The organism is Lentimicrobium sp. L6 (genome assembly GCF_013166655.1).
Classification (GTDB): domain Bacteria; phylum Bacteroidota; class Bacteroidia; order Bacteroidales; family UBA12170; genus UBA12170.
The window spans coordinates 15,152-33,267 of record NZ_JABKCA010000017.1 but is presented as its reverse complement, the minus strand read 5'-3'; the positions used below and the strand labels follow the sequence as shown (position 1 = coordinate 33,267).

Annotated in this window: 10 protein-coding genes; 3 read left to right on the top strand and 7 right to left on the bottom strand. The window is 34.8% G+C overall.

Going from position 1 to position 18,116, the window contains the following annotated elements:
• Positions 1 to 40: 40 nt before the first annotated feature.
• From aroA to HNS38_RS06045, 6 genes are all read right to left on the bottom strand, one after another.
• Entirely contained in the window at positions 41 to 1,288 is a 1,248-nt protein-coding gene (gene aroA / locus HNS38_RS06070) for a 3-phosphoshikimate 1-carboxyvinyltransferase (protein WP_172277144.1), read from the bottom strand.
• 1 nt (position 1,289) lies between these two features.
• On the bottom strand, positions 1,290 to 2,363 hold the full coding sequence (aroB, locus tag HNS38_RS06065) for a 3-dehydroquinate synthase (protein WP_172277147.1): 1,074 nt from the start codon (positions 2,361 to 2,363) through the stop codon (positions 1,290 to 1,292).
• A 3-nt stretch (positions 2,364 to 2,366) separates the two neighbouring features.
• Entirely contained in the window at positions 2,367 to 5,165 is a 2,799-nt protein-coding gene (locus HNS38_RS06060; protein ID WP_172277150.1) for a PD-(D/E)XK nuclease family protein, read from the bottom strand.
• Complete coding sequence (locus tag HNS38_RS06055; protein ID WP_172277153.1) at positions 5,162 to 5,884, bottom strand: nucleotidyltransferase family protein; 723 nt, start codon at positions 5,882 to 5,884, stop codon at positions 5,162 to 5,164. The genes HNS38_RS06060 and HNS38_RS06055 overlap by 4 nt, the downstream gene beginning before the upstream one ends.
• A 109-nt stretch (positions 5,885 to 5,993) precedes the next feature.
• Positions 5,994 to 7,439 (bottom strand): chromosomal replication initiator protein DnaA, encoded by a 1,446-nt coding sequence (gene dnaA / locus HNS38_RS06050; RefSeq protein WP_172277156.1) that lies wholly within the window; start codon positions 7,437 to 7,439, stop codon positions 5,994 to 5,996.
• Between the two features lie 628 nt (positions 7,440 to 8,067).
• Entirely contained in the window at positions 8,068 to 9,447 is a 1,380-nt protein-coding gene (locus tag HNS38_RS06045; RefSeq protein WP_172277159.1) for a C1 family peptidase, read from the bottom strand.
• A gap of 201 nt (positions 9,448 to 9,648) precedes the next feature.
• Here HNS38_RS06045 and secA point away from each other — a divergent pair, with 201 nt between their 5' ends.
• The 3 genes from secA to HNS38_RS06030 all read left to right on the top strand — a co-directional run bounded on the left by secA (position 9,649) and on the right by HNS38_RS06030 (position 17,564).
• Positions 9,649 to 12,927 (top strand): preprotein translocase subunit SecA, encoded by a 3,279-nt coding sequence (gene secA / locus HNS38_RS06040; protein ID WP_172277162.1) that lies wholly within the window; start codon positions 9,649 to 9,651, stop codon positions 12,925 to 12,927.
• A 105-nt stretch (positions 12,928 to 13,032) separates the two neighbouring features.
• On the top strand, positions 13,033 to 15,270 hold the full coding sequence (locus HNS38_RS06035) for a patatin-like phospholipase family protein (RefSeq protein ID WP_172277165.1): 2,238 nt from the start codon (positions 13,033 to 13,035) through the stop codon (positions 15,268 to 15,270).
• Positions 15,271 to 15,350: 80 nt separating this feature from the next.
• Complete coding sequence (locus HNS38_RS06030) at positions 15,351 to 17,564, top strand: patatin-like phospholipase family protein (RefSeq protein ID WP_172346149.1); 2,214 nt, start codon at positions 15,351 to 15,353, stop codon at positions 17,562 to 17,564.
• Positions 17,565 to 17,683: 119 nt separating this feature from the next.
• On the opposite strand, the gene HNS38_RS06025 is transcribed toward HNS38_RS06030, so the two are convergent.
• Positions 17,684 to 17,965 (bottom strand): hypothetical protein, encoded by a 282-nt coding sequence (locus HNS38_RS06025; protein WP_172277171.1) that lies wholly within the window; start codon positions 17,963 to 17,965, stop codon positions 17,684 to 17,686.
• Between the last annotated feature and the right edge of the window lie 151 nt (positions 17,966 to 18,116).

The following is an 18,116-nucleotide window of genomic DNA, read 5'->3' as shown; positions in this document are numbered from 1 at the left end:
GTCTTATGTAATAGGTAAATTGGGTTTTGGAATTAGAAAATTAAACCTCCTCCATAACAAATCCAACTTTCTTTAAATCATTCCAGAAATCAGGATAAGATTTATTAACCACATTGGGGCTTTCTATGGTGATTTCACCAAAAGGTATAGCCAGAGGAGCAAAGGACATGGCCATTCGATGATCAGCAAATGTTCTAATAGCACGAGTCACTTTTGCATTAGACGCCTCCATTTTGATACTATCTTCAGAAGTATCTAATTTTAGTCCCATGTCTTTTAATTCTGTATGCAAGGCATGAATTCTATCTGTTTCTTTAAATCGGAGGTTGTGTAATCCATGAAATTCCCCACTAATACCTAAGCCTGCAGAAGTACAAACTAAGGTTTGAACCATGTCGGGGTAATCTAAGAAATCGTGCTTGAAGTGCTGACAATGGTTATTGGTTTTGGTTAAGCGAACACCGTTCTCTAAAAACTCACTATGAACTCCAAACTGTTCGTAAACTTCTGCAATCATGGCATCACCTTGTATGCTGTCTTTCTTTAAGCCATGTAGAAATAAATCAACATCCTCAGAAAAGGCTGCCATTTCGTACCAATAAGAGGCCGCACTCCAGTCACTCTCCACAAAATATTCCCTTCTACTTGAATATTGTTGTTTCTTAATGGCGATAGCATTTTCGTGCATCAATATTTCGATTCCAAAATGCTCCATTACTCGGGCAGTCATTTTGATATAAGGCATAGAGGCTACTTCGCCTTTTAAATACATGATAAGGCCATTTGTCATCTTTGGCGCCATCAACATTAGGGCAGAAATATACTGGGAACTTACTGTAGCATCAATATCGATAACACCACCTTTGATTCTCTTTCCTTCAACTAAAATAGGAGGAAAGCCTGGGTTTTCAACATATCTAATGTTCGCGCCAATTTGTTTCAAAGTATCTACTAGTATCTCTAGTGGACGCTCTTTCATTCTCTCAGAACCGGTGATTAAAGATTTTACATTAATGGCAGAAGCATAAGCGGTAATAAATCGCATAGCGGTACCAGAATCTTGCATATCTAGAGTAACAGATATATTGGTGCCTTTCAAACGCAATAGAGTTTCTAAAGCATTATGAAGTACTTTGGTGTCATTACTTTTAGAAAGATTTTCTATTTGTAAATCATCAGAGCCTAATATGGCATCTATAACTAGCAGTCTATTGCTTTCGCTTTTTGATGCAGGCAAATAAATATCGCCCTTCAATTCTTTGTTGGCCTTTCTAACGATATAACTCATCTTAGTTCGCTTTATAAAATTTGATTGATTCTTTGATATCTTCCAAACTTGAGTTTTGGTTGATGATTGATTCCCCAATGGATGATACAAAGGTAAGATTTAATTCATTCCCACTCTTCTTTTTATCTTGCCATAATAAGGTTTCTACTTGTTCAATAAAGTCTTCTGTGATTTCGTAAGGATTGTAGTAACTAGATATTTCATTTCTGATGATGCTAAATTCATCTTGGCTGAGAAGGCCTTTTTTAACAGATAAATAGGATTCTAGTATCATTCCTATGGCTACAGCCTCGCCATGTAGCAAAGGAATTTTATCGTTTTTCATGGAATAGCTTTCCAAAGCATGGCCTAAGGTATGGCCAAAATTCAGTGTTTTTCTGATGTTTTTTTCTGTGAAATCTTGTTCTACAACTTCTTTTTTAATCTGAATACTATTTTCGATGAAACCTAGAATGGTATCCACCTTCAAATCTTTAACCTGAGTGAGCGCTTCCCAATGCTTTTTATCCGTGATCAAGCCATGTTTCAACATTTCTGCCCATCCGCTTAGAATTTGGCGGTCGTCTAGAGTATTTAAAAAAGAGTATTGTATAAATAGTGACTTAGGTTCGCTAAACAATCCTACTTGGTTTTTAAAATGTCCCAGATTAACGGCTGTTTTTCCTCCAATACTGGCGTCTACCATAGATAAAAGGCTGGTGGGGATATTGACAAAATCCATTCCTCTTTTAAATGTGGAAGCGATAAAGCCACCCAGGTCAGAAATCATTCCACCTCCAAAATTGACCAATAAACTTGAGCGATCGGCTTCATATTCACCCAAAGCATGCCATAATTGAGCTGCTATTTCTATATCCTTCGATGATTCTCCAGCTTCTATTACTAATACTTCGGCTTTTTTAATTTCCTCCGATTCGTGTTGTAAGATTGGCCAGCAATGGTCCATTATATTTTCATCCATTAAAATAAATATTTTGCAATATTCATTTTTGGAGATATAGGAATCTAATTGCTCACCTGCCGATTCGCAGATGTAGATGGGATAGTTTTGGGTTACTATTTTGGTTTCCTTCATCAATTATACTTTTTTATCGCAAATTTGCTTATAAATACAAAACCTGCAAGTTTTTTCTTCATTTGTTTGTGTGAATGGAACCTCGGGATTGAAAATCTCAGTGATTAAGGCTGTGAAATCTTCATCAAGCTGTTCCAAGTCTACTTTTCCTGTTTTTAACATCAAGTAAGGTGTTTGGATTTTTCGGAAAGAGATGATCCCAGATATGGTCGATTGATATAACTGATTGTCATACATCCAATAATAGATATAAAGCTGTAGTGCTTTGTCGTATTCAGGATTTGTAAAAATTTTATTCAAGTCATCCTCCCTTTTATAATCGGGGATTTTGACATTCTTTTCCTCTACCTTTCCTGTTTTATAATCCAGGATTCTCAACTGATTTTCATAAAAGTCTATTCGGTCTGCAATTCCTTTAATGAGAACTTTCTGTTTGCTGCCCTTCAACTCCAATTCTCGTTCCAACTGATCTTCTACTGCAATTATTTTTAATGCTGATTTTTGGCTTTTGGCTACTTTTATTTCATGCTTAATGAAGTGTTGAAGATAGTGTAAAGTATCTTTATAACTTAAATAATTAGCGCCCTCTTCCAATTGTCCTTTGAAATCGTTTTTAGCAAAATACTCTTTCAGCAGCTCAGGCAAATCCTTTTGTAAATTTTCTAGTTTCTCAAATGGAAAGTCAATTCCGATAAATGGCTTGTAAAAATCTTCTAATAAATGATGAATCACATTTCCTATCATTCGTTCATCAATAGTTTCAACAAATTCATCAGGTTCTTTGATTTTGGCTATTTTCTTGAAATAAAACTGCAATGGGCAACGAACATAGCTAATAATGTGAGTTGGAGATAACCCAAGCTTAGCAATGGTTTCCAGCTTATCTATGCAATTTTCATCTTTTTCTATGGTAATTTCCTCTATTTCTGAAAGCTTTAAATCTTCAAAACTTAATAATTTCTCATGCATAGAAACTTCTCTATTGTATCGAGGAAGTTCAAACTGTAATTGTTTGATGAATCTGCTTTTTTCACCACCACTCATTTTTCTTTTGGTGGTGGAATATATGATTTCAATATTTTTTGCTCTTTGAATCAGGCGATAGAAGTGATAGGCAAAAACGGCGGTTCGCTCTTGTACTCCTGGTAATTCGTATTCGTAACGAATATCAGCAGGAATAAAGGAATTGATATGAGTAGAAGCTGGTAAAATATCCTCATTAGTACTTAAAAGAATGATATTTTTAAAATCCATTAATCTGGTTTCTAATAATCCCATAAGCTGTAAGCCTTCATCAAACTTGCCTAAAAACGATTGTTTTATAGTTTTGATGAGTTGCTTATAAAAAGTATGATAAGTTTGGAAACTTTTAGGTTGCCCGTTCTTCTTTATCAAATGCGATAAACGAACAATAATGGATTTGATTTGCATTAAAGCATCAATTTCTTGTTCTGAAGTATTCCCAATCTCCAAACTTTTTGTTTCTAGAATAAAATCAATTAGTAAGGAAATAGAATCATTTAAATGCTGAGCATTATTTTCATGGTTATTGAATATGTTAGAGAGTTTGTATACGCCTGCTTCTTGTAAAATAGCCGATACCATCTCTGTTCCAACGAAGTGTAAGGGTATGGTGTGAGAAAGTTTTGAGGAGTCTTTATGATCCTGTTTCAGGAGTTCATTATTCAGAACTTCTATTAAATTAGTTTTGTGAATGCGAAATTGTGGTGAATCGAGAGCATTGAGTTTATGAGCATGCAAGTGTAATCGGATAAATGATTCTATCAGCCTATAGGCGTGGCTGTGTGTAATGGGAAAACCCATGGTAATATTGAGTTTCTCTAATAGCTCTTTGGAGAGGCTATTTAATAAAGGTAATAATAAGTTTTCATCAGCCGGAATAACTACTGTTTGAGATAATTCCTGTGCGTTTTTAGCCTCCAAAATCTGATTGGTCAGTCGTGCTTGTCCCAATACTCCAGGGCTACCAATAATGTTGATATGTTTGTCGTTTTGCATGAAAAAACTAGAAGCTTGTTCTTCCACTTCTGCACTCCATGTTCTATGCTTTCGCATATAAAAACCGGCTTCCATTAATCCATCATCCAAATAATAATGATCCACATCCCAAAGCACTTGAGTAATAGGCATTCTCACTAGTTTTTTAATAATGATTTCTTCACTTGTGGTTAATGCATTAAATCCGGCAACCGTAATGTTAGCCCATTCCAGGTGAAGCAATAAATCATCGCAATTCTCTGCAAAATGACGGTAGGCCATTCCTTGATAGCAAGCTTGCTCTTTATAGAGCCGTGCTCTAAAATCTTCATAAACAAAAGCCATTTGATTATAAAAGCTCAAATATTCTTTTTGAGAAGCACTCAAAGGGCTACCATCCGGATTCCATTGTTGTATGGCTTTGGCTTCACTAAGGTAGGAGAATATGGATTTCCCATTGGCCATATTCATGTCAATCTCATTAAAATCGTGGATTAAAGTAGACGAATAATTTAAGAATACCTCGAACTCAATTTCTGTGGAAGGATCTTGTTGTTGCATCGTCTCAAAAAGGTGAAAGGTGAGGTCCACTTCATCCAGCTTAATCAGCTGTAGGTGATGGAAGATAAACTCATCAATGGAAAATATTTGGGGTAGAAATCCTCCTTTAGGATTTCTTTCCATAATCCCTTTTTTTATAAACCTGCTGGCTCTTCTATTGGGAGTAATGATACATCTTTTTAGTGCAGAAATATCATTTTTACTCACAAAAGCGTCCGCTATCTCATCTATAAACTTTCTCATGAGCTCAGCCATTTATTAGCTTTGTCAATGGCTTCAGGCTTTCCTAAATCCATCCAAAAGCTTTCGTCAATTTCTAGGGCACTTATTTCTTCACTTTGACTCATCTGAATATATACTGGAATGATTGGGAAAGCATTATCTACATTGAAATAGGGGAGGGTGCTTTTATTAATCACATGAACTCCATTAAAGGCAAATGGTTTATAGTTTTCGACTTTTATGTTTTCGGGCTTGGTTTTTCTAGTTTTTATATTCGTCCAACCTTTTAACTTGTTGTGCTCATCAAACAATAGATACCTTGATGTCCTTCTGTTCTGCACTAATAGTGTGACTTTGGAATTGGAGTTTTGATGATGATTAATCAGTTTGTTTAAATCAAAGTCAGTTAGGATATCCACGTTATGAACCAATAAGTCTTCTTCATTTTCAAGCAAATTTAATGCCTTTTTTAGGCCTCCTCCGGTATCTAATAATTCCTCTCTTTCATTGGAAATGATGATATTACACCCGAAGTTTTTATTCTCTTTTAAATAAGAAATAATCTGTTCCCCATAATGATGAATATTGATAATGATATCTGTCATGCCAAAAGATTTAAGCTTCAATATCAAATGACCAAGCATAGGTCTTCCTTGCAAGGGAACCAAAGCTTTGGGAGTGGATTTAGTATAGGGATAAAGTCTGGTGCCAAGACCAGCAGCGAAAATAAATGCTTTCAAATTTGTTTTTTTTCAAAGTTAGAAAAATTATCAAAATTGCTTCAAAAAAAACCTCAAAAAAAAACTGCCCTTTATAAAAGAGCAGTTTCTATCTTGGAATTGCAAAATGCTATTGCAATTTGATTTTCTTTTCCAATTCTGCTACATAAACTCTAAACTTCTTATCGGTTTCCGATAGGTTGTTGATAGTTTTTACAGCGTGAAGAACAGTAGCATGATCTTTATTTCCACATTGTTTGCCAATATGAGCCAAAGATGATTTAGTATGTCTTTTACTAAAGAACATGGCCAACTGTCGGGCTTGTACCACTTCGCGCTTACGAGTTTTACTATTGATAACATCCAATGGTAATTGGAAATATTCGCAAACCACTTTTTGTATGTATTCTATACTGATTTCTCTATTGGTAGATTTTACGTATTTGTCGATAATCTGCTTAGCTAAATCAATAGTAATTTCTTTTCTGTTTAACGAAGATTGAGCTAGGATAGAAATTAAAGCGCCTTCCAGTTCTCTCACATTATTGGTGATGCTATAAGCTAAATACTCAATCACATCTCTTGGCATTTCGATACCTTCATTATAAAGTTTCTTACCAATGATGGCAATTCTAGTTTCTAAATCAGGAGTTTGTAAATCGGCTGCTAACCCCCATTTAAATCTAGAGAGAAGTCTGTTATTGAAACCACTCAATTCTACTGGAGGAATATCAGAAGTAATAATGATTTGCTTGTCTTTTTGATGTAAATAGTTGAATACTTGGAAGAATACATCTAAAGTCTTTTCTTTTCCAGCTAGGTGGTGAACATCATCAACAATTAAAACATCTACCATTTGATAAAAATGGATAAAATCATTTTGATTATTATTCCTAATGGATTCGATAAACTGCTGCATGAACTGATTACTATGCACATATAATACAGTTTTTTCTGGGAAATTATTTTTCACCTGAATTCCAATGGCCTGAGAAAGGTGTGTTTTTCCTAGTCCAGTTGGGCTGTATAAAAATAAAGGATTAAAAGATGTTTTACCAGGGTTTTCAGCAACTGCATAACCAGCAGAACGAGCCAATCTGTTACAGTCACCTTCTACATAGTTTTCAAAAGAATTGCTTTCTACCAAATTTGAATTCACTTTCACCTTTTTAATTCCAGGAATGATAAAAGGATTAGGAATGTCTTTATTATTATCTTTTTGCATATCATAAGGTGGAGTTACCGATGGGTTTCTGGTAGCTCTTGCATTCGAAGTAGGGAGTTTAATAGTGTAAGGAGCCTCATTCTTATCACTAGTAGTATTGTCCATTACAATACTATATTCTAGGCTACCATTGGGTCCGAGTTCCTTTTTAACCACCATCTTAAGTAATTTAATATAGTGCTCCTCTAACCATTCATAAAAGAATTGGCTAGGTACTTCAATAGTCAATACGTCGTTTTGGAGTTGAATAGGTTTGATGGGCTCAAACCAAGTTTTATAGGCTTGGATACTTACGTTATCCCTAACGAATTCCAAACATCTATCCCATATTGTATTCTGATTTCTCTCCATTAAATGGTAAATTATATCCTATTCCACAACAAATAGGAAAGTGTAATTAATTAGTTTCTTAAATATCTTAGAAATGTTTTGTATGCACAACAAAAAGGAATATTTTTACAAAATCTACTCCCTAACAACACAATTTTTCATTTCTTTTTGGCTGACACAAATATCAACTCAAACAAGTCGAAAAATATTTTTATTTTTTGTTGACTTTGTTGATTTAAATAACTAAAATAAGGCGCTTAGCCTATTTGTTGATATTATATGATATTGTATGATATTGGGGTTGTAGCTTCTTAATAGATTGGTAATTAGATGTTATGGAGTCTGTTGCGGTGGAGGTTTCTTTTTTTAAAAATTAGAACATTCCTGAGTATCTTATCTAAAAATCCTTTGTTAACAAAGTGTTGACGAAAATGTTGATAAAATCGGCTAGAAATACTTGGATTATATTATTACAGGATGAAAATCGTTTTTCATCCGTTGGCCATAAAATCCAAAAAAAATCGCCGTTAAAAAATGATTTTAACGACGACTTTTGAACACTTTTTTGAACACTGTGTTAATGATTACTTAACTTAGACCATATTATTTCCCTTTGAAAAATAGTTCATGAATCATTTGTTTTGTATAACTATTTGTCCATCATAAACATGGGGTCCCATGGTGGGAGTAGCTCGGCTTCTGTCTCTAGTATCTTCAGTACTTTCGGGTCGATGTATTTTTTGTGAATAACTAATCTAAACATAAACTCATCGAACCATTCATCGGTCATAATAAGGTGTCCATCATGACCTTTTTTACCCCAGCTGTTCTCTAATAACCACTTGTCTGAGCTGCCATCTTCTAGAATATTTACGCCCATCAAAGCCATTCCATGTGAGCTTCCACTTTCAAAAGTTTGAATTCTCTGTTTTTTATCCATATTGAAATCTACACCAAAAAGATTAGCATAATCGTAAGTATTTATATCAAGATATCCTTTTTCAGCTTCTAATTGTTTTCCAACATCACAACTAAAATACATTCCTTCATTATCTTTAATAGATGCAATGGCAAACTTTTTAATCTGGTCGGCTTCTAAATTGATATATTTCCAGTTTCCACCTTCTTGCATATGTCTATCATACCTGATTTCATAAAGTTGATTCATTTCTTTGCCTGGGTCATTCATCAACATCACATAATCATCGAAATTGATATCAATGACTTCTTCAAAGAATTCCATTGGAGTGAAAGTTTTAGCTTCGCTAATTTTCCCATCTTTTCCTTTGTACTGCCACTGGAAGTCAAGAGGAGGTTCACCGAGGCTAAATGCAAGAATTTGATAAATCTCTGCTAATTTCTCGTTCTTCATCTCCATTAGCATTTCACGAGACATTTTAGTTTTTCCCAGCTCTCTTAGTTTTAAACCATCCTCTCTTAGCTTTCTTCTAATAAGTTTGCTCATCATGGCTGTGTTTTCACTCTGATAAGTCTCAGGCATTGCACTTGTTGGCACTAAGCCATATTTACTTACTAAATCCACAACTCCTGTCCATTGTCCACCATCACCAATAGGATTTTTTAGTAGCCATTCCACTTCTCTATCTGTAAGAGGAAGAAATGCTGTTTCAATCATTCCATTATAAAACAGGTTGGCTTTTTCTAATTGATCGTAGAAAAACAAATAAGTATGAGAAAAAGTGAAAGATTCCAATTCATATTTAGTAATCACTTTTGCTCTAAGAACATTTAATCCTGTGAACATCCAACACCTTCCGCTGCTTTTCTGATTGGTGATGCCTTTTGTTTCCACTTTATTATTGATAAAGAAATTTACTTTGCCTTTATTCTCTTGGTCAAGGGCTAATTTTTTAATGCTATTATTGCTAATGGCGTTGGTTAAGGCTGTTTTTGCAGGATTATTATTCAGTTCTAAAGCCATTTTCTTTAGGTCCTCATGATTCAATTCCTGTCCGAAACTTAAACTATAAGCCAAAAGACCTATAATAATGAAGCTAATTTTTTTCATGCCGTTGGTGTTTTTTTTATTTCATGCAAAAATAATAATTGATTGCAAAGGTTAAGAATTTATTGATTTTTAGATTGGTATTATTAAACGGTGTTTTTTTTTACTTTTGCAAACTTGAATTGGGTGTCAATTAGTCATATTTTAAAATAGAGTATGATAATTGATTAACAATATCATATTTACAGCAAAAAAAAGAGTAATATGCTAGGTATTTTTAAGAAAATTCTCGGAAGTAAATCCGATCGTGATATAAAAGACATAAAACCTTATTCTGATAAGGCTATTAAGGCTTATGAGCAAATTTCAAAACTAAGTGCTGATGAGCTTCGTGCTAAAACATTAGGATTCAAAAAACAAATAGCTGATGCTACAAAGGCTGATGAGGATCAGATGGCTGCTATCTTACAGCAGATAAATGACCAAGTTGATATAGATATCCATGAAAAGGAAAAGCTTTATGAACAAATGGATAAGCTGAAGGACAGTATTTATGAAACTACTCAAACTGTGCTTGATAATATTCTTCCTGAGGTTTTTGCTGTAGTAAAAGCAACAGCCAAATTGTTCATGGATAATGAAAAACTGGAAGTTACTGCCAGTGAGCATGATAGGGACCTTGCTGCTCGAATGGAGAATGTGAATATTAAAGGCGATAAAGCCTTTTATAATAATGAATGGATTGCCGGTGGTAGCATGATCAAATGGGAAATGGTTCATTATGATGTTCAGCTTATTGGTGGTACCGTTTTACATCAAGGCAAGGTTGCTGAGATGGCAACTGGGGAGGGTAAGACTTTAGTAGCAACATTGCCTGTGTTCCTTAATGCGCTTTCAGGTAAAGGAGTTCATGTTGTTACAGTGAACGATTACTTAGCAAAACGAGATGCAGAGTGGATGGGGATGTTATACGAGTTTCATGGTTTAACAATTGATTGTATTGATAAACACCAGCCTAATTCTGAAGAAAGAAGACAAGCTTATAATGCAGATATTACTTATGGAACTAATAATGAATTTGGTTTTGATTATCTGAGAGATAATATGACTTCAAATCCAGATGAATTAGTACAGCGAGAACCAAACTATGCGATTGTGGATGAGGTCGATTCAGTATTGATTGATGATGCTCGTACACCATTGATTATTTCTGGTCCAACTCCAAGAGGTGACCATCAGGAGTATGATAACCTGAAGCCTAATGTGGAGCGCTTGTATCAGGCCCAAAGGAAATTAGTAACCAGCTTATTAGCAGAAGCCAAAAAGATATTAGGCTCTAATCCTAACTCAGAACAAGAGAAAAAAGGTGGAGAGTTATTGTTTCGTGCTTTTAGAGGATTGCCAAAGAATAAAGCAATTATCAAATATTTAAGTGAAGAAGGTAAGAGAACACTCATGCAAAAGACTGAGAATTTCTATCTTGCTGAACAAGCTAAGCATATGCATATCATCGATGATGAATTGTATTTTGTGATTGAAGAAAAAACCAACTCTATTGAGCTAACAGATAAGGGTATTGATATCCTTACCGATTCTTATGAGGAGGCTGAGTTTTATATCCTACCAGATATTGCCGCGGAGTTAGCTATGCTTGATAAAGATGCTGGTGATGAAAAAGAAAAAATAGAGAAAAAATCGGAGATATTAAGAAATTTCTCTATTAAATCTGAAAGAGTACATACCGTTAATCAATTACTAAAAGCATATGCACTTTTCGAAAAGGATGTGGAATATGTGTTAATGGACAATAAGATTAAAATTGTTGACGAGCAAACGGGTCGTATTATGGAAGGACGTCGTTATTCTGATGGACTCCACCAAGCTATTGAGGCAAAGGAAAATGTAAAAGTAGAAGCAGCCACTCAAACCTATGCTACTATTACCCTTCAGAATTACTTTAGAATGTATCGCAAGTTAGCAGGTATGACTGGTACTGCGGAAACAGAAGCGGGAGAATTATGGGATATCTATAAATTGGATGTGGTTGTAATACCTACTAATAGACCAATCGTTAGAGATGATAGAGAAGATTTAGTATTTAAAACTACTCGTGAGAAATTTAATGCAGTTGCCAATGAAATTGAGGAGTTAGTAAAAGCTGGACGTCCTGTTTTGGTGGGTACCACTTCTGTTGAAACTTCAGAGTTGTTGAGTAGAATGTTGACTCGTCAAAAAATTAAACATAATGTCTTGAATGCGAAATTGCATCAACGAGAGGCTGATATTGTAGCTGAAGCTGGACAAGAAGGTACGGTAACTATAGCTACCAATATGGCTGGTCGTGGTACCGATATTAAATTGAGTAAGAAGGTAATTGCAGCTGGTGGTTTAGCCATTTTAGGTACAGAACGTCACGATTCTCGTCGTGTCGACAGACAGTTAAGAGGTCGTGCTGGTCGTCAGGGAGATTCCGGTAGCTCTCAATTCTATGTTTCTCTCGAGGATAACTTGATGAGGATGTTTGGTTCTGATAGGATTTCTAAAATAATGGATCGCCTTGGCCTTCAAGAGGGAGAGGTGATTCAGCATGGTATGATTACCAAAAGTATTGAGAGAGCGCAAAAGAAAGTGGAAGAGAATAACTTTGGTATTCGTAAAAGATTATTGGAATACGATGATGTAATGAACTCTCAAAGAGAAGTGATTTATAAGAAACGTCATCATGCTTTATTTGGCGAGCGTTTAGCAGTAGATGTGAGCAATATGATGTTTGACTATGTAGAGCAAATGGTAAGTGAGTACATAGAGAATAAAGATTTCGATGCATTTAATATGGAGTTGCTTTCATCATTAACAATGGAAAGCCCTGTGGGAAGAGAAGAGTTTATGAATGTTAATGCTTCAGAGCTCACAGAGAAGATTTATAATAAAGCTTATTCAAATTATAAGGAAAAGAATATTAGGATTTCAGAAAATGTATATCCAGTGATAAAGGATGTTTATGAAAAGCAGAATCATTACGAAAATATCGCTATTCCAATTACTGACGGAATTAAGACCATAAATGTAGTGGCCAATTTGGAGAAATCATTTAATGATGGCGGAAAAGAAATTCCTTTATCAGTGGAAAAAGGGATTACATTAAGTATTATCGATAACAGCTGGAAAGAGCATTTAAGAGAAATGGATGACTTAAAACAGTCTGTCCAGAATGCTACCTATGAGCAAAAAGATCCTTTATTGATTTATAAATTTGAATCTTTCAATTTATTTAAGGATATGATTCAAAGAAATAATAAAGAAATTACCACTTTTCTAGTTAAGGGAGACTTACCAAAAGCTGAAGCTAAATTAGAGGAGGCTAAGTTACCAAGTAGTCAAAAGAATTTAACCGAAGGTAGAGATGACTTGCTTTCTCAGTCACATAGTGATACACAAACCAAGCAAAAATCGCAACCAATTATTGCTGAAAAACAAATTGGTAGAAACGAACCTTGTCCCTGTGGGAGTGGGAAGAAGTACAAGCAATGTCATGGTAGATAATTGGATATAGATTATTTAAAAATATAAAATCTGCTTTATTAATATATGAAGCAGATTTTTTTTATTTTTATACTTTGAAAATCAATTCATATCATTGAAAAATTTATGCATAATAAGTTTGTCAAAAAAAATCTATATTTTATTCTAATTCTATTGATTGGGGTTTCTCAAGTCTATGGTCAGAATTCTGATGTGGAAAACCCTCGAATTGGTTTGGTTTTGAGTGGTGGCGGAGCTAGGGGCTTTGCACATATTGGGGTGATAAAAGTATTAGAAGAGGAGGGGATCGACGTAGAACTCATTGGTGGAACGAGTATGGGGGCTGTTGTTGGAGGTTTATACTCTATGGGTTATTCCATATCTGAAATTGAGAAGATGGCCTTAACTCAAGATTGGGATTTGGTTTTGAATGATAAGGTAAGTCGTAGAGATTTAGGTATATATGAGAAGCTGGACAGTGAACGGTATGTTTTTTCTCTAGGTTTAAAGGGACGTAAGCTGAGTATTCCTCCAGGTCTGGTTTATGGACAGAATGTCATGTTAATGCTCACCACTTTGTCAAACCCCGTATATCATGTCGAAAGTTTTTCAGATTTAGATAAGCCATTTTTTTGTATGGCTACAGATTTATTGAGTGGGCAAGCCATCAAGCTCGATACCGGAAATATCGCATTAGCTATTCGTGCTTCTATGTCGGTTCCATCAGCTTTCGCTCCAGTTAAATGGGGTCCTTATTATTTGGTTGATGGAGGAATTATAGATAATTTCCCTGCTAAGGAGGTTAAAAAACTTGGTGCAGACTATTTAATAGGTGTAGATATACAGACTCCTTTATACCCACAAGAAGACATTACTAATTTAGTTCAAGTATTATCTCAATCTATTTTTCTGAGCGGAGAAGATAATTATGAGAAGAACCTTGAGCTTATTGACCTCTTCATCAAACCTGAAATTGATCCCTTCACAGCAATGGATTTTAATAGGGCCGATTCTTTAATAGCAAGAGGTGAAAGAAAAGCCCGACAAATGGTTCCCCAAATAAGGGCTTTCCTTGATTCTATTTCATTTAAAAGAGAAAAAGTTAGAGGGGATCAAGATGCTTTCCCATCTATGGATGTGTTATATGTTGATCATGTGAAGTTTATTGGAAATAAGAGGGTGTCCGATTCTTATTTGAAAAGTAAATTAGATGTATTTTCAGGTGATTTGATTTCTGTATTTGAGCTCAATGATAGAATTAATGAATTGTATGGGACCAAATTGTTTCATACAGTAGACTATCAGTTAAGTAGAACTGGGAATGGAGAAACAATAATCAAAATTACAGTGGAGGAGGCCAGCTTATTTGATTTAAATGTAGGAGCACATTATAATGAATTTACTAAAGCAGCTTTGTTACTCAATTTGACAGCGCGAAATTTCGGCGCGCAAAATGGACGTTTATCTGTTGATCTAGTATTAGGTACAGTGGCAAGGTTTGCTGCTGAATATGTTGTTGATAATGGATTTAAACCCGGTTATGGAGTCGATTTAATTGCTTTTTCTCAACCGGGGTTTCGGTATAAGAATGGCAAGTCAAATGTTAGTTTTAATAATGGTGTTTTTCAGACTAATGGTTTTGGACTTTTGACCTATAAGAACTTACTGCGATTTAAATTAGGTTATAACCTGAGGCAAAATACTGTGAGTCAGGACGTCTCAGTTTATGATTTTGATAATGCTGATAATGTAAGTGTTGGATTATTTGCTGACATTTTAGTGGATACATATGATAAGTTATACTTTCCAAATACAGGCATGCGCTTTAGGGGTAAGATGGAATTTGGAGCTGGTGAAAATACTGATATTGATACAGATGATGCTGGCCTTGTAGTATATGATACTTATGATTATGACTATACATCTTTATTTGTAGAGTTTAATGGTATCATAACTCTTCGTAAAGCTTGGGTTATAATACCTGATGCTTATTTTTATAAGATTTTGGCTGAGAAAGTACCCATTTCAAAGCAGGCTAAGTTTGGTGGCTTTCAACCATCGTATTTTGTAAATTACACTGTTTTCCCTGGATATGATTTTATGGAACTTGGAGGGCATACTGCTTTTAACCCTAGATTAAGTTTGAGATATAATTTCTGGAAGAAACATTATTTAACGGCCAAAGGAAATTTATTATCGCTGAATTTTGATTTTGATAAGTCATTTGAAGATAATAAATTTTATAGTGGTTGGCAATTATCTTACAGTTACTATAGTCCTTTAGGGCCTGTAAGTTTTTCAGTGGCTAAAGCATATCCAAAAGGAAAACTGGTTCTAGATTTAAATTTAGGTTTTAGATTTTAATAATAACAATGAAAAAAGTGATGACATATCGTTCATGGAGCAATTTTTTGTTTAGTTCTCAAATCATTATATTGTGTTTTTTGAAAAGAACAATACTGCTTTTGATGCTAATATTGTTTTCATTAAATTTAATTGCAGAACCTGTAAAACTCGATACAACTCGTAAAACGAGGCCAAAAGTAGGTCTTGTGCTCAGTGGAGGGGGAGCTAAGGGGTTTGCACATATTGGTGCGTTAAAGGTGATTAGAGATGCTGGAATCGAAGTGGATTATGTAGCTGGAACGAGTATGGGTAGTATCGTAGGTGGATTATATGCCATTGGTTATAGCCCCGAATTTATTGAGAATTTAGTTAGAAGTCAGAATTGGACTGATCTTCTTTTAGATAAAATAAGTAGAAGGCAATTAAGTCTTGATGAGAAAAATTATAATGAACAGCAATTTATTAGTTTTCCTGTCACAAAAGAAAAGATAAGTCTTCCATTTGGAATAAAATATGGTCAGAATATATCATTATTGTTATCCACTCTAACAACTCCAGTATACCAACATCATAGTTTTAAAGATTTTCAAACTCCATTTTTGTGTATTGGAACAGCCATTGCAAATGGAGAGTCGGTGATAATTGAAGATGGGAGTTTGGCAGAAGCTATGAGAGCAAGTATGGCTATTCCAACAGTATTTACCCCTGTTGTGGTTAAAGGGAAGCTTGTGGTTGATGGAGGTTTGGTAAATAATTTTCCTGCAAAGGAATTAGCTGAGCGAGGATGCGATATTATTATTGGAGTGGATGTGCAGAGCCATATCGATTATAAAGTGGAGGATCTGAATACAATTACTTCAATACTTGATAGAAGTGCAGGGTTTTATCGAAAAGCATTGAACGATACAGCCATGAAATATGTAGATTACTATATTCAACCTGATATTACAGGATATGGAGTAGGCTCATTTGCTGATTATGATAGTATCATGCTGCGTGGAGAAAGGGCTGGTCTGAAGAATAAGTCACGGTTGGATAGTTTAGCATCATATCTTAAAAAGTTTCCCGATTATGAATTAAAGATAAGAGACCTTCAGCCCATCTCGCACTTTGTTTTAGATTCTGTTGTTGTAGTTGGAAACGAGATTGTTTCTACCCAAACCTTAAAAAAGCTTTTTAATGAGAAAAAGGGGGATGTGGTAGAAATTGAAGATTTGGAGGGGGCGATAGAGCAGGTTTATGGAAGTTTGTTTTTCAAAACGGCAAAGTACAGTTTGATTCCAGGCAAACAAGGTGCAATCCTAAAGATAGAAGTGGAGGAAGATGAGTTAGGGAGTATTGGTTTGGGTCTTCATTACGATTCTGATTATAAGGCAGGTATATTGGTCACCAGTCGGTTTAGGAATTTGCTTTTCAAAAATACACTTCTTGAAACTACTCTTGGCTTAAGTGAGAATCCTCATTTAGGTTTGAAATATTATCAGAATAGAAGTTTGTTACCTAGTTTCGGATTTGCTACCAAATGGTTTAGCTTTTCTTTTATCGATTATTTAAATGGTAAAGATAAAGTGGGTGAATATCAGATGTCAAATTTATTGGTGGAATTGTATTTACAGTCAATAAGTCGAAGAAATGTATCATTAGGTGGTGGGGTGCAAATGGAAGTTTCCAGTTTGCGAAATAATATTGGAATTGATTTTGGTGTGAATAATTCACAGTTTTCACAGTCTTTCTTCAATTTCTTTGCATTTTTAAAAGTAGACAGATGGGATCATAGCTTCTTTCCTACTAGAGGGGGTAAAGTTGATGTGAATGCAGTTTTTATTACGGAATTTTTACAAGGTGGAAATTTAAATTTTGGTGAGAAAGCTACCATATTGTCTGGAACCTATGATAAGGCCATTCCACTTAGTTCAAAATGGACTTTTCGTCCTAGAGTGAGCCTAGGTTTGACTTTTGGAACAGGAATCTATGTTAGTCATATGTTTATGTTAGGTGGTCAAGGGGCTCATTATTTACCAGGCATGACTTCTTTTAGTGGGTTAAATGTGTTTCAATTGTATGGGACTCAGATGCTAGCAGGTAGGTTACGCTTGCAGTATAATATTCATAAACGCCACTATTTAATGGCTACGGTGGACGTCGGAAATACTACTTTCATTAAATCAGATTTGTTTTATGTAGATAATAGCGCTATCGGATATGGTTTGACCTGGGGATATGACAGTGTGATTGGTCCAGTAGAATTATCAGTAATGGGTTCTAATTATAGAACTATTTCAGGATTCTTAAATATTGGATTCTGGTTTTAATGAGATGTTATTATATAAAGAAACCCCCATCTCTAACGATCAGGGGGCAAAACTAAATGAAAAGTAAATTGATTTTATAAAAAAGCAATCCTTAGATTGCCCTTAATATAAAGCTTCAATTATTTTTTTTCTGGTTTAGCAGCTTTTTCTTTTGTGGCTTTGCCATCAGAACAGCAGCTTTTCTTCTTTAATACATCGTTACTTTTACAGTCGCTTTTAGCTTTCTTGTCGCAACCTTCTTTCTTAGCATCTTTAGTTGTTGAAGTGGCTTTTTTCTTACCATCTTGAATCATCTCAACCATGTTGGCGTTTTGATCTGTACTATTTGTTGTACCTGCAATAGCAAGTGAACTTCCACCAATAAAAGCTGCAAGAGCTAAACTTAAAATTAATTTTTTCATGTTCTTTGAGTTTAATTATTTTTTTATGTCAACAAATGTATGTCTGACTTCCATTGACTCGTGTTAATCCCCTGTTAACTTCTGTTAAGGAGCTGTTAATTAAACAACAATAGGCCTTTCTTTTCGATTTTCCTAAGACATTGCCTAGAAT